At 61.1% G+C, this 13,930-nt stretch carries 10 protein-coding genes and 1 pseudogene; 10 read left to right on the top strand and 1 reads right to left on the bottom strand.

Annotated features, from left to right (window positions below; genetic code table 11):
• The 4 genes and pseudogenes from G1C97_RS08750 to G1C97_RS08735 form a co-directional block, all read left to right on the top strand.
• Positions 1-146 (top strand): annotated as a pseudogene (locus G1C97_RS08750) (carbohydrate ABC transporter permease); the annotation flags it as partial.
• A gap of 254 nt (positions 147-400) precedes the next feature.
• Positions 401-2,479, top strand: a complete 2,079-nt coding sequence (locus tag G1C97_RS08745) for a beta-galactosidase (protein WP_169241432.1) — start codon at positions 401-403, stop codon at positions 2,477-2,479.
• A gap of 373 nt (positions 2,480-2,852) precedes the next feature.
• Complete coding sequence (locus G1C97_RS08740) at positions 2,853-4,196, top strand: ABC transporter substrate-binding protein (protein WP_169241431.1); 1,344 nt, start codon at positions 2,853-2,855, stop codon at positions 4,194-4,196.
• A 128-nt stretch (positions 4,197-4,324) separates the two neighbouring features.
• Positions 4,325-5,746 (top strand): ABC transporter substrate-binding protein, encoded by a 1,422-nt coding sequence (locus G1C97_RS08735; RefSeq protein WP_165775888.1) that lies wholly within the window; start codon positions 4,325-4,327, stop codon positions 5,744-5,746.
• Positions 5,747-5,797: 51 nt separating this feature from the next.
• On the opposite strand, the gene G1C97_RS08730 is transcribed toward G1C97_RS08735, so the two are convergent.
• Positions 5,798-6,571 (bottom strand): type III pantothenate kinase, encoded by a 774-nt coding sequence (locus G1C97_RS08730; protein ID WP_100496751.1) that lies wholly within the window; start codon positions 6,569-6,571, stop codon positions 5,798-5,800.
• Between the two features lie 183 nt (positions 6,572-6,754).
• Here G1C97_RS08730 and G1C97_RS08725 point away from each other — a divergent pair, with 183 nt between their 5' ends.
• The 6 genes from G1C97_RS08725 to G1C97_RS08700 all read left to right on the top strand — a co-directional run bounded on the left by G1C97_RS08725 (position 6,755) and on the right by G1C97_RS08700 (position 13,896).
• Positions 6,755-8,383, top strand: coding sequence for an ABC transporter substrate-binding protein (locus G1C97_RS08725; protein WP_169241430.1), 1,629 nt, complete (start codon positions 6,755-6,757; stop codon positions 8,381-8,383).
• A gap of 126 nt (positions 8,384-8,509) precedes the next feature.
• Positions 8,510-9,487 (top strand): ABC transporter permease, encoded by a 978-nt coding sequence (locus G1C97_RS08720; RefSeq protein ID WP_169241429.1) that lies wholly within the window; start codon positions 8,510-8,512, stop codon positions 9,485-9,487.
• A gap of 101 nt (positions 9,488-9,588) precedes the next feature.
• Positions 9,589-10,488 (top strand): ABC transporter permease, encoded by a 900-nt coding sequence (locus G1C97_RS08715; RefSeq protein WP_417852225.1) that lies wholly within the window; start codon positions 9,589-9,591, stop codon positions 10,486-10,488.
• The gene (locus G1C97_RS08710) at positions 10,485-11,279 is read left to right on the top strand and encodes an ABC transporter ATP-binding protein (protein WP_169241428.1); all 795 of its coding nucleotides are present in this window, start codon (positions 10,485-10,487) and stop codon (positions 11,277-11,279) included. The genes G1C97_RS08715 and G1C97_RS08710 overlap by 4 nt, the downstream gene beginning before the upstream one ends.
• Before the next feature lie 145 nt (positions 11,280-11,424).
• The gene (locus G1C97_RS08705; protein WP_169241446.1) at positions 11,425-12,219 is read left to right on the top strand and encodes an ABC transporter ATP-binding protein; all 795 of its coding nucleotides are present in this window, start codon (positions 11,425-11,427) and stop codon (positions 12,217-12,219) included.
• A gap of 654 nt (positions 12,220-12,873) precedes the next feature.
• Entirely contained in the window at positions 12,874-13,896 is a 1,023-nt protein-coding gene (locus tag G1C97_RS08700; RefSeq protein ID WP_169241427.1) for a pyridoxal-phosphate dependent enzyme, read from the top strand.
• Positions 13,897-13,930 lie beyond the last annotated feature (34 nt).

Here is a 13,930-nt window from a genome sequence, read left to right as displayed (position 1 = left end):
ACCAGGCGTCCACGGCTGGTGGCCAGGCGATCCAGAACCTGGTGATCACGGGTTCGCTGATCACGATCATCCCGTTGGTGATCGCGTTCCTGTGTTTGCAGAAGTACTGGCAGTCCGGCCTGGCGGCGGGCGCCGTCAAGGAGTGACCGGTCCCGGGAAGTGAGCGGACCCCCGTAGCCCCTCTCGCGAATATGTCTCTGTGACTTGTCGTCAGTGAGTCATTTTCACGGGAGGGGTGAGGAGCACTGGCGAGGGCCGGCTGCAGAGGACAGGGGATGCCGTGAAGCGGGTGGGGGAGAGAAGCCTGAGCAGCGCGTGAGCTACTGCGGGTCATACCGCATTGGCCAAAGGTCGATTCCGATCTGTCCGCCACAAAATCGTTATAAAGGATTCAAGCATTATGGAACATAGAGCGTTCAACTGGCCGCAGCCTCTTGCCGGCAAAAGTCCGCGCATCTGGTACGGCGGTGACTATAACCCCGACCAGTGGCCTGAGGAAGTCTGGGATGAAGACATCGAACTGATGAAGAAGGCCGGAGTCAACTTGGTCTCCGTAGCCATCTTCTCCTGGGCCAAGCTTGAGCCGGAGGAAGGCGTCTACGATTTCGACTGGCTCGACCGGGTCATCGATAAGCTCGGCAAAGCCGGCATCGCAGTGGATCTCGCCACTGGTACCGCATCCCCGCCGATGTGGCTCACCCAAGCTCACCCGGAGATTCTGTGGGTGGACTACCGCGGTGACGTATGCCAGCCCGGTGCCCGCCAACATTGGCGTGCCACCAGCCCGATCTTCCTGGATTATGCGCTGAATCTCTGCCGCAAAATGGCCGAGCATTACAAAGACAACCCGTACGTGGTCTCCTGGCATGTGAGCAACGAATATGGCTGCCACAACCGCTTCGACTACTCCGAAGACGCCGAGCGTGCATTCCAGCAGTGGTGCGAGAAGAAGTACGGCACCATTGACGCCGTCAACGACGCTTGGGGCACCGCCTTCTGGGCGCAGCGCATGAACAACTTCTCCGAGATCATCCCGCCGCGCTTTATCGGCGACGGCAACTTTATGAACCCGGGTAAGCTGCTCGACTGGAAGCGATTCAGCTCGGATGCGCTGCAGGACTTCTACAAGGCCGAACGTGATGCGTTGCTTGAGATCACCCCCGGCAAGCCGCAGACCACCAACTTCATGGTGTCCGCCGGCGGCACCGGTCTTGACTACGACAAGTGGGGCTACGACGTCGACTTCGTCTCCAACGACCACTACTTCACCCCGGGCGAGGCGCACTTCGATGAGCTGGCCTACTCGGCCTCCCTCACCGACGGCATCGCTCGCAAGAAGCCGTGGTTCCTGATGGAGCACTCCACGTCGGCCGTCAACTGGCGTCCGATCAACTACCGTGTGGAGCCCGGCGAGCTCGTGCGCGACTCGCTGGCACATCTGGCCATGGGTGCCGACGCCATCTGCTACTTCCAGTGGCGTCAATCCAAGGCCGGTGCCGAGAAGTGGCACTCCTCGATGGTGCCGCACGCGGGCCCGGATTCCCAGATCTTCCGCGATGTATGCGAACTGGGTGCCGACCTGAACAAGCTTGCCGACGAAGGCCTGTTGGATACGACTCTGGTCAAGTCCAAGGTCGCCGTCGTGTTCGATTACGAGTCCCAGTGGGCCACGGAGCATACCGCCACGCCTACTCAGGAGGTACGCCATTGGACCGAACCGCTCGCATGGTTCCGTGCGCTTGCGGACAACGGTCTCACCGCCGACGTGGTGCCGGTTCGTGGTCCCTGGGACGAGTATGAGGCCGTGGTGTTGCCAAGCCTGGCCATCTTGTCCGAAGAGACCTCGCGCCGCGTGCGCGAGTATGTGGCGAACGGCGGCAAGCTGTTCGTGACGTACTACACCGGTCTGGTGGACGAGAAGGATCATGTCTGGCTTGGCGGATACCCCGGCTCCATCCGAGACGTGGTCGGTGTGCGCGTGGAGGAATTCGCCCCGATGGGCAACGACTTCCCGGGTGCCATGGATCACTTGGATCTGACCAATGGCGCGGTGGCGCATGATTTCGCCGACGTAATCACCTCGGTTGCGCCGACCGCTCACGTGGTGGCTTCCTTCAAGGCCGATAAATGGACCGGTTTCGATGGTGCTCCCGCCATCACCGTGAACGAATACGGCGACGGCAAAGCTGCATATGTCGGTGCTCGCTTGGGTCGTGAAGGCTTGGCCAAGTCCCTGCCTGTTTTGTTGGAAGAGCTTGGTATCGAGACTCCGGCCGAGGACGATCGTGGCGAGGTGTTGCGCGTCGAGCGCGCGGACTCCACTGATGAGAACCACTTCGTGTTCCTGTTCAACCGTACGCATGATGTTGCTGTCGTTGATTTGGAAGGTGAACCTTTGGTTGCGTCCTTGGCTCAGGTCAATGAGTCGGAACACACGGCCGCCATCCAACCGAACGGCGTACTGGTGGTGAAGCTGTAGGCCGTAGTCGGTAGCTTAGCGCCAGCGCAACAGCCATACAGAGCCTCGTCAGACAATTCGTCTGGCGGGGCTCGTTGCGTTGTTGGACGGTATGGCAGAGCGTCGAGATCGTTGTTCGTTGTCACCGACGTCGTGCCATGCGATGTGGGTGTAATTGTTTGCGATAACACGCCGATTGGTTGCGTTTGCGATAGGAAACAAACTGTGTATACTTATAAATGTTATCGCAATCATAGGTTTTGGAAATGGCGAGAGGAGCCACTTCTCGAAGTTGAGGAGAATTCCAAGGAATTTGAATCAACTGGAAACGATGATTACGAACGACATAGATATTTGAATCGTTCTGGACGATTCGAGGAAGGAGAACAGAACGATGAAGTTCACCACCGCCAAGAAGGCCGTCGCGCTCACGGGTGCCGTCGCCATGCTGGTTTCCGTTGCCGCCTGCGGTTCCGACAACGCGAGCAGCCAGCCGGCTCAGGAAAAGGACGTCACCGAAATCACCGTCTGGGCTTGGGAGCCTACGCTGACCCAGGTTGCCAAGGACTTCACGAAGAAGACCGGCATCAAGGTCGACCTCAAGAACGTCGGCACCAACACCAAGGAATACACCCAGCTTGATAACGCCATCGAGGCCGGCAACGGCGCTCCGGATGTGGCTCAGATCGAGTACTACGCCATCCCGCAGTACGCCATCAAGAACAACCTGCTGGACATCACCGACAAGACCTCCGGCTTCTCCGATTTCTACACCCCTGGCCCGTGGGCCTCCGTGCAGTTCGCCGGCAAGGTCTATGGTCTGCCGATGGATTCCGGCCCAATGGCCTTCTTCTACAACAAGGAAGTCTTCGACAAGGCCGGTGTTGACGCCGAGCAGATCAAGACTTGGGACGACTACTACGAGGCCGCCAAGAAGATTCACGCCCTTGGCGACAACTACTACATCACCTCCGACACCGGCGACGCCGGCTTCTACGACTCCATGACCTGGCTTGCCGGTGGCCAGCCGTTCAAGACCTCCTCTGATGGCTCCGAAGTCACCATCAACCTGACCGGTGACGAGAACGTGCAGAAGTTCAACGAGTTCTGGCAGAAGATGCTGGACGAAGGCCTGCTCGACACCAAGACCGCCGGCTGGTCCGAGGATTGGTTCAAGGGCATGGTCGACGGCACCATCGCCTCCCTGCTCACTGGTGCTTGGATGCCTGCAAACCTTGCTAACTCCGCTGCTGGCGGTGCCGGCAAGTGGCGTGTGACCCAGATGCCGACCGCTGACGGTTCCGCAACCAACTCTGAGAACGGTGGTTCTTCGCTGGCTGTGCTCGCCTCCTCCAAGAAGGCCGATGCCGCCTATCAGTTCATCGAGTACGCCAACCACGGTGATGGTGTAGCCACCCGTGTGGCCGGCGGTGCATTCCCGGCTGACAAGGCCTCCATGGAATCCGATTCCTTCAAGAACGCCACCACTGTGAAGAACGCCGATGGCGAGGATGTGGACTACTTCGGTGGTCAGAAGTACAACGAGGTCCTTGCTCAGGCTGCTGAGAACGTGTCCTCCGACTACCAGTTCCTGCCCTTCGAAGTCAAGGCCCGCACCATCTTCGGCGACTACGTCGGCAAGTCCTACACCGGCGACCAGAAGCTCTCTGATGGCGTGGCTGCTTGGCAGAAGGCCCTGCAGGATTACGGCAAGGATCAGGGCTTCACTGTGAAGTAAGTCAAGTAGGTCACGACTGACTCAAGATTGACTACGGCATAGTCAACCGGAACCCCGCTCGCATCCGATTGTGAGCGGGGTTCCTTGTTTTCCACCTTCCATACCCGGCAACTAGTACACTCGGCACCATGCGCATGATTGGACGGCACATCAGAAGAACGGCGGCTGCGGCACTGGCCGCTATCCTGACCGTGGCTCTGGCTGCCTGCGGACAGGCCGAGACGGACAACCGTACCGTCATCAGCGTGTGGAGCTGGGAGCCCAGCATGGGCAAAGTCATCCAGCAATTCGAAAAAGCCAATCCGGACATTCGTGTCGAATGGACCAATATATCCGGCTACGACAACCTCAACGCGGCCATTCAGGACGGATACGGAACGCCGGATGTGGCGCAGATTGAGTACTATGCGTTGATGCAGTACGCCGTTTCCGGACAGCTGCTCGATCTGACCGATCGCATCGGATCCGATTATCCCAACTTCTATACGTTGGGTACCTGGTCTTCCGTGCAGCTTGCAGGGCGCACATACGGCTTGCCGATGGATTCCGGCCCCATGGGCTTCTTCTACAACAAAGACGTGTTCGATCAGGCCGGCGTGGACGCCAATCAGATCAAGACTTGGGACGACTATTACGAAGCCGCCAAGAAACTCAAGCAGATAGGCGTATATATCGCCGCCGATGCCGGTGATGGTAGCTTCTATGACGCGATGATCTGGCTCGCCGGCGGTCGCCCTTTCCATACCTCGCTCGATGGCAAAACGGTGACCATCGATTTGGACGAGGACGCCGGTACGCAACGGTTCACTGAATTCTGGCAGAAAATGATCGATGAAGATCTGGTGGACACCACGACTGCCACATGGTCCGACCGATGGAAGCGACGAGTGGGCACCGGCACCATAGCCTCTGTATTTTCAGGTGCATGGATGCCTTCGCTGTTGCTGGCCAATGTGCCCGGTGCCGCAGGCTTATGGCGAGTGGCTGCCATGCCTACCCATGACGGGACTCCCACCAATGCTGAGAACGGCGGTTCGGCGCTGGCCGTGTTGCAACGGACACGCAAGCCTGATGCGGCCTATCGATTCGTGGATTTCGTATCCCATGATGCTCAGGGCATCGCCACCCGTGTGGCCGGCGGCGCATTCCCCGCGGATTACACCACGCTCAATTCATCGGAATTCCTGAATAAGACCACGATCACCAATGAAAACGGTCTGGAGATCCCTTACTTTGGTGGGCAGAAATTCAATCGTGTGCTTGCCGAGGCGGCTGAAGACGTGTCCGCCGGCTATCAGTATCTGCCGTTCGAGGTATACGCCCGTTCCGATTTCAAAAATACGGTAGGCAAGGCCTACAGCTGGGCGTCGAGCTTCCAGGCGTATCAGCGCCGGGAAGCTCAGATTGAGCAGGGCATGAAAGACGCGAAAGGCAATCCGCTCAAATCACTGGATGACCCCGGTGCAAAGGTCGCTCTTGCCTCAGGTTTGGCGCGATGGCAGAAAGACCTCAAGGAATACGGTTTCAATCAGGGCTTTACCATCAAATAGCCTGCCATTGGCATAGCCAGCCCGATCTACTGCACGTTGCACCTGCTGCACCTACTGCACGTTGCGCGAATAAATATGCGCCATACCTTTGAAAATAAGGTCCGGGTCGTACACGTCGATGAGATCCGTATCGTTGGCGAAGACTCGTCCAAGGCCTCCGGTGGCGATCACCTTGAACCCTTCGTCGTCCAATTCCTTGCGGAATTGCCGAATCGTGCGCTCCACTCCGCCAAGGAATGTGTAGTACAAGCCGGCCTGCATGCATGTTTTGGTGTTCGTGCCCAGGATTGTGCTCGGACGGGTGATCTCCACCTCGGGCAACTGCGCGGTATCTCCCCACAATGCGGCCGCTCCGGTCCGTATGCCGGTGGTGATCACACCCGAGTCGATGACACCGTGTCCGTCCACGTGAGTAAACGTGGTGGCCGTACCGAAATCAGCCACAAGAGCGGGCCCACCATATTCGTAGTATGCGCCGGCGCAGTCGGCGAGAATATCGGCACCCAACGATTTGGGATCATCAATACGCACGTTCATACCGGTTTTAATACCCGGCCCGATCACCATCGGCTCCAGATCGAGGAATTTGATAATCGAAGAGCGGAAGGAGTGCATAACTTTAGGCACCACGGAACAGATGATCACATCATCCACATCGTCGGGAGTGAACCCGCTCATTCGCAGAAATTCAGTGAGAAACAGTCCGTATTCGTCGGACGTGTGATTGGCCTTGGTGGTGATTCGGTAAGTGCCGGCAATCTCACCGCCGTCATCCAGAAAACCAAGCACGATATTCGTATTGCCGATGTCAACAGCGACCAGCATGATAACCCTCCCTAAGCCAAGATGGATTTCACCGGCCATCCTACCGCAATGCAGGATGCGTCTGATGCAACAGAAGCCAAGAATTACAGTCCCGCGTCTATGATTGGGCTCTGGTGGTCGACCCGGTTCGGGCGGCCAACCAATCGCAACAATACATGCATAAGGAATCACAGAGGAAGAACCATGTCTCAAGACAATGGTGCGCACGCTGAAAGCGGCGCAACCGGTGCAACTACGGACGCGAGCCTGGCCTCGCGCGCCAAGAATCCAAAGAAGAACGGCCCGAAGTGGTGGCTGATTTCACTGATCGCCGTCATCGTGGCGGTCGCCGTCGTGATCGGCGTCACGCTGGCCTACGCGAAAAAAGACAACGGCACTGCTTCCGGCAACGGCGCTGCACAGGCAAGCACCGTCACCATCGGCCTTAAACTGGCCCCCACCAACCTTGACATTCGCAACACCGCAGGCTCCGCACTCGATCAGATCCTGATCGGCAATGTGTACGAAGGCATTGTGGCCCGCGACTCGAAGAACCAGGTGACCCCGGCCATCGCCTCCAGTTGGGAGGAATCGAAGGACGGCCTGACCTACACTTTCCATCTCAACAAGAACATGGTCTTCTCCAATGGCGATACGCTCGACGCTGAGGACGTGGCCTGGTCCATCAACGAGCTGATCGCCAAGCAGTACCACGACGCCGACGCGCTTGAAGCCGTCAGCAAGGTGGAGGCCAAGGACGCCGACACCGTGGTCATAACGCTCAAGACCCCGAACTCGAACCTGCTGTGGACCCTGACCGGCCGCGCCGGCTTGGTATTCGACAAGGATGCCAAGTATGACTTGAAGACTCAGGCCGTAGGCTCCGGTCCGTACACCGTGGCCAAGTTCGTCGAAAACGATTCGATCACGCTCAAGGCCAATGAGAAGTACTGGGGCAAGAACAAGGCCAAGACCCCGACCATCGTGGTCAAGTATCTGGCAGACGATAACGCTGCGGTGAACGCGCTGAAGTCCGGCGACGTGCAGGTGCTCGCGCCGATCACCGAGAATCTGGCCGAACCGTTCACCTCCGACCCGTCCAAGTACGTGGTCAAGGCCGGCGATGGCACCGACAAGTACGTGCTCGGCTTCAACAACGCCTCCGGTTCCAAGCTTGCCGACAAGCGTATCCGTCAGGCCATCCGCTACGCCATCAACCATGATGAGCTCATCGCTTCCCGCGGCGGCGCGGATAAGGCCTTGGGCGGCCCGATCCCGTCCCTGGACCCCGGTTACGAGGATCTGACCGACCTCTACCCGTACGATCAGGACAAAGCCAAGTCGCTGATGGCCGCAGTGGGGTACTCCGAAGACAAGCCGCTGGAACTCACTCTGACCTACGCCAACATCTACGGCACTGAACTCGGCGACCAGCTGCGCTCGCAGTTGAAGCCCATCGGCATCGACCTGAAGGTTAACGTGGTGGAGTTCTCCACGTGGCTGCAGGACGTGTACACCAACCATGACTTCGACATCTCGCTGGTGGACCACAACGAAAGCCATGACTTCTACACGTGGACCGACCCCACCTACTACTTCGGCTACGACAACAAGGACGTGCAGAAGCTGTACGCGGAAGGCATCGCCGCCACCACCGACAAGGAACGCGACGCCAAGTTCGCCGAGGCCGCCAAGCTCATCTCCGAGGACGCGCCCGCCGACTGGCTGTTCAACTACCGCATCACCACAGCCACGGCCAAGGGCGTGGAAGGTTTCCCGTTCGATCTGAACCAGACCGTTCTGCCGCTGTATAACGTGACGTATACGAAGTAGGTCTCCCTCGGCTCCCCTCCCTGAGGGGAGCTGTCCACGACAGTGGACTGAGGGGAGCGAGAAACGTACTCCAAGGGGAGCCGAGGTCATCGGCGACTGGCAAGCCCAATAGAAAGGAGCTCAGCGATGCGATTCGTCGTCCGCCGACTGCTGCTGTTCGTGGCGGCGCTGTTCGGCCTGTCCGTCGTGGTGTTCGCGGCGCTGCGCATCCTGCCCGGCGACGTGGCCTCCATCATGGCCGGCGTGAACGCCCCGCCCGAGAAGGCGGCCCAACTGCGCGAGCAACTGGGACTCAACCGTCCGCTCGCCATCCAATACCTCGACTGGATGGGCGCGCTCCTGCACGGCGACTTCGGCACGTCGATCCTGACCGGCCGCTCCGTGACCTCGCTGGTCGCCTCCCGCGCCTCCATCACCTTCCCCCTGATCATCCTCGGCCTGCTCATCGCCCTCGCCGTCGGCCTGCCGCTCGGATGCGCGGCCGTGCTGGCCCGCTCGGCCCGCGTGCGAGCGGCGTTCCACGTACTCGCCATCATCGGCGGTGCCGTGCCCGCGCTCTGGAGCGGACTGCTGCTCATCCTCCTGTTCGGCAAGGGAACGGGCCTCGTCGGCATCCTGCCCTCGCAGGGATTCCCGATGGACGGCTGGACCACGCCTGGCCGGGCGCTGCTCGCATTGATCCTGCCGGCCCTCTCGGTCGGCATCATCGTCGGCGCTTCCCTGATGCGTTACACGCGCGCGGTGTTAGGAGATCTGGCGAACTCCGGCTACATCGACATGGCGCGTTCCTGCGGCATGACCCGCACCCAGGCCGTGCTGCGCGTCGGATTGCGGCTCGCCACCCCGCAGCTCGTCTCGGTGATCGGCCTGACCTTCGCTTCGATGATCACCGGGGTCATGGTCATCGAGAACCTGTTCGCCCTGCCCGGCATCGGCAACGGGCTCGTGACCGACGTGGGCAACCGCGACCTCATCGCCGTGCAAAGCGAGCTGTTCCTGCTCGCCGCGTTCTTCCTGGGCGTGGGCCTTGTGGTGGACGTGCTGCACCGCATCCTCGACCCGCGGCTCAAATCCGCGGATACCGTATCGGAGGTGGCCGCATGAGCAACACCATGCGGAAAGTCCGCTCGCCCGGTGCCGGCGAAACCGCTGCGCACACCGTTGCACACAAGCCCCTGCGTCGTTTCTCCATCGTTCTGCAGTCCATCTGGCGGCGCGGCGAAGGCAAATTCACGCTTATCGTGCTGACGTTGTGGCTCGCCGTGGCGCTGGTCTCCCTCGTCTGGACCCCGCAATCCCTATGGACTACGGACGGATACCACGTGTGGGCCAAGCCCTCCGCCTCGCACTGGCTCGGCACCGACGGCACTGGTGCCGACGTATTCAGCTGGCTGATGGCTGGCTCGCGCACCAACCTGCTCATCGTGGTGCTCACCGTGGTGCTGTCCGCTGTATGGGGGCTGGCCCTGGTCGCCGCGATGGTGGCCCGCACCCCCGCGCTCGCCGGCACGTCCGTGGTGGTGGTCGACGCGCTCATTTCCATCCCCACCGTGCTCATCGCCCTGATTCTGGCCGTGCCGCTGGGCGCATCCATCGCCGTGATCGTGGTGGCCTGCGGGTTCGGCTACGGACTCAACCTGGCCCGCGTGGCGCGTCCGGCCGCCCTGCTCGCCGCCCGTTCGGCGTACGTGGAATCGGCGAGGGCCAATGGCGCGAGCGGCTGGCGCGTGCTCGTCAGCCACATCATCCCCAACATCCTGCCCGTGCTGGCCGTGCAGCTTTCGCTGTCCGCGGGAACGGCGGTATTGGCCGAATCGGGCCTGACCTACCTCGGCATCGGCGTGCCCTCCGGCGTGCCGAGCTGGGGCCATTCGCTGGCCACGTCCGTCAAGCTCATCAACGTGTTCCCGCTGACCGTGCTGTGGCCGGGTCTCATCGTCACCATGGTGGTCGTGGCCCTCAACGTGTTCGGCGACGTGCTGCGCGATGCCGTCGATCCGGTGGCCAGTCCCGCGCTGCGTCAGACCGTCGCCGTCGCATCGGACGCGCGGAATACGGGCGTCACGGAAACCGCTGAAGCTGATGGGGAGGAAGACGAACGATGACCATCGCGGTACACGGCCTGACCATCACCATCGGCGGCAGGCACATCGTCTCCGGCGTGGACCTCGACATCGCGGACGGCGAGCGGGTGGGCCTCATCGGCTCGTCCGGTTCCGGCAAATCCATGATTTCCAAGGCGATGCTGGGACTGCTGCCGCGGAACGCCACGGCATCCGGCTCCATCGTCATGGGAGATACCGACGTGATCGGCCTGCACGAACGCGCGCTCGCTGACCTCCGTGGCCGGTATGTGGGCACGGTGTTCCAGAATCCGGCTGCCTCGCTGAACCCGGTGATGACTGTGGGCCAGCAGATCGCGCTGCCCCTGAAACTCCACTACGACCTCACCGAGGCCGAACGGGCCGAGCGCGTGGCCGCGATGCTCGCCAAGGTCGGCCTTGACGGGGAGGTGGCGGGCAAATACCCGCACGAGCTGTCCGGCGGACAGCAGCAGCGCGTCGGCATCGCCACAGCCCTGATCACCTCGCCCCGGTTCATCATCGCCGATGAACCGACCACCGCGCTCGATTCCGTCACGCAACGCCAGATCGTGGACTTGCTGACCTCGCTGGTGGACGACGCCGGCGCTTCGATGCTGTTCATCACGCACGACTTCTCTGTGCTCGCCCGCGCCACCACGCGCTGTTACGTGCTGGACGCCGGACGTATCGTGGAATCCGGACCGACCGCGGAACTGCTGGCCTCGCCCGCGACCGCGCAGGCCCGCGAGCTCGTCTCCGCGGCCCGTCTGCTCACCCTCCGTGCCGGCGGGAAGGAGGAATCCCATGACTGACCGTGCTTTGACCGCTTCCGTCGAGACTGCTGACGGCCGTAGGCTGACCGGGAGAGCGGCCGCCGTGACGGAACGCCGTGATACCGGGACGGCCGAACCGTTGCTCGTCGCACATGACATCAACGCATCCTTTGCCGACCGTGCCATGCATCGCGCCCTGTTCGACTTCGGCCGGTCCCATGTTTCCCGACGTCAGGTGCTGTTCGGCGTCTCCGCCGAAGTGCATGCGGGGGAGTGCCTGGCCGTAATCGGTGCTTCCGGCTCCGGCAAGACCACGCTCACCCGCATCATGCTGGGCTTGGCCGCCGCCGATTCCGGCAGCATCGAATACCGCGGCGAGGAGGTCGGCCGCGGTTCGGCCGGCAGCCGCGCGCTGCGCGCCGAATCGTCCATCGTGTTCCAGGACCCGTTCGGCTCGCTCGACCCGCGCTGGACCGTGGAACGTTCGGTGTCCGAACCATTGTGGCTGCGTCGGCGCGCCCTCGGGTTCGCCGTGGACGAGGTGGAGGGCAAGACCGCGCAGGCGCTCGCCCGCGTGGGACTTGACCCGCGCGATTTCCTCGGCCGGTACCCGTGCGACCTGTCCGGCGGCCAGGCGCAGCGCGTGGCCATCGCCCGCGCCATCGTGGCCAACCCGCGGCTCATCCTGGCCGACGAGCCGATGAGCGCCATCGATGTGGCCGCCCGCGTGCAGATTCTGGAAACCTTCCAATCAATTCTCTCTGGAGCGGGTGCGCGAACTGTAGACCCAACTACCGACCAGCCCGTCAAACCGGCCATTATCATGGTTTCCCACGATCTTGGTGTGGTGCAGCACATCGCCGACCGCATTCTGGTGCTGCGCGAAGGCAAAATAGTCGAATCCGGTACCGCCGCAGCCGTGCTCGGCCATCCCCAGTCCGACTACACCCGCCAGCTCATCGCCGCCGCATCGCTATAGTCGGTGCTGGAACAGAACCAGCGCACGCGTCGTATATCCGTATCGTTTCTGTTCTGGGCATATCCGTACCACGAAGCGGCTGATTCATGCCTCCTCGTGGTGGGTATATGCCCAGAACCTGCTTTATGGTGGCCTTATGCCCAGAATATCTGGTGGGTATATGCACAGAATCGGTTTCTTCGGCCGTCCGTGGCGGCCATATCCGAGAAAGCGGAGCGAATCGGCTCAGGAACGGGATTCGGCCGCCGCATCTTCCGGCATATGAACGCATGCGACACGCGGATGTCCAGAGGCGTGCTATGGTATGAGGCATGCAGATTTTCTCATGTTGTTGTCGCTAACCGACGCCCCCGGGCGCACGGTCAGTGACGCATAACTTGAGAGAAGAGCATTCGAATCGCGGTGGTTCTGCCGCGAATCCTCCATGAATCCGATGTACCGCGGAGTCGACGCGACCGCGGCGGGTTGCCAAACCGCATAAGACACTGCATCGGATGGTTCGTAACACATGGAACAGCGCATAGCCCTTGAGCAAGTGAAGGGTCGGGTGCTCCAATCAATCACAGGTCAATGGCCGCCCGTCCGGGAACGTCGGTTCACGAAAACAAGAGATCGCATCATCAGCCCAATCAACCCCGGACAAAGGACTTCACTATGACCGTGTACAACAGCCTCGCGGAAATCATCGGCAACACCCCGCTCGTCAAGCTGAACCACATTCCCCAAGCAGCCGGTGTCAAGGCCACCATCGCCGTCAAAGTCGAATACTTCAACCCAGGCGGCTCCTCCAAGGATCGTATCGCCGAACGCATCATCGATGCCGCCGAACGTTCCGGACAGCTCAAGCCCGGCGGCGTCATCGTCGAGCCCACTTCCGGCAACACCGGCGTCGGTCTGGCGCTCGTCGCCCAGCAGCGCGGCTATCGTACGATTTTCACCCTGCCGGACAAGGTCTCCGAATCCAAGCGTGCAGTGCTGCGCGCCTACGGTGCCGAAGTCATCGTGACCCCCACCGATGCCGGCCCGGACGACCCGCGTTCCTACTATCAGGTTGCCGAACGCCTCGCCAGCGAAATTCCCGGCGGTTTCCGACCGAACCAGTACGACAACCCGAACGGTCCGGAAAGCCACTACTACACCACCGGTCCGGAAATCTGGGAGGCCACAGACCACAAAGTCACTCATTTTGTTGCCGGCATCGGAACCGGCGGCACCATCTCCGGCACCGGCAAGTACCTGAAGGAAGTCTCGAACGGCGCGGTCAAGGTGATCGGCTCCGATCCGGAAGGCTCCATCTACTCCGCCGACTCGCTCGCCGACGTCCACCAGTATGACATCGAAGGCGTGGGAGAAGACTTCTACCCCAAGGCCTTCGACCGCAACATCACCGACGACATCGTCAAGGTGGGCGACGCGGAAGCCTTCGAAATGACTCGTCGGCTAGCCGGTGAGGAGGCGCTGCTCGTGGGCGGTTCCTCCGGCATGGCCGTGGCCAGCGCCATCAAGTACGCGCTCGCCAACGATCTCGACGAAAACCAGCTCGTCGTAGTGCTCGCGCCGGATTCCGGCCGCAGCTATCTGGAGAAGATCTTCAACGACGATTGGATGCGCGCCAACGGTTATGGTGATGTGGTGGATCGCACCACCAAGCCTTCGCTGGCCGAGCAGTACTTGTAAATCGCCGTTATGCTACTGCTGTTATTGCGCCGTA

It is taken from the genome of Bifidobacterium olomucense (assembly GCF_012932375.1).
Classification (GTDB): Bacteria; Actinomycetota; Actinomycetes; order Actinomycetales; family Bifidobacteriaceae; genus Bifidobacterium; species Bifidobacterium olomucense.
The sequence above is the reverse complement of the archived record's forward strand: the minus strand, read 5'-3'. Positions and strand labels throughout refer to the sequence as shown.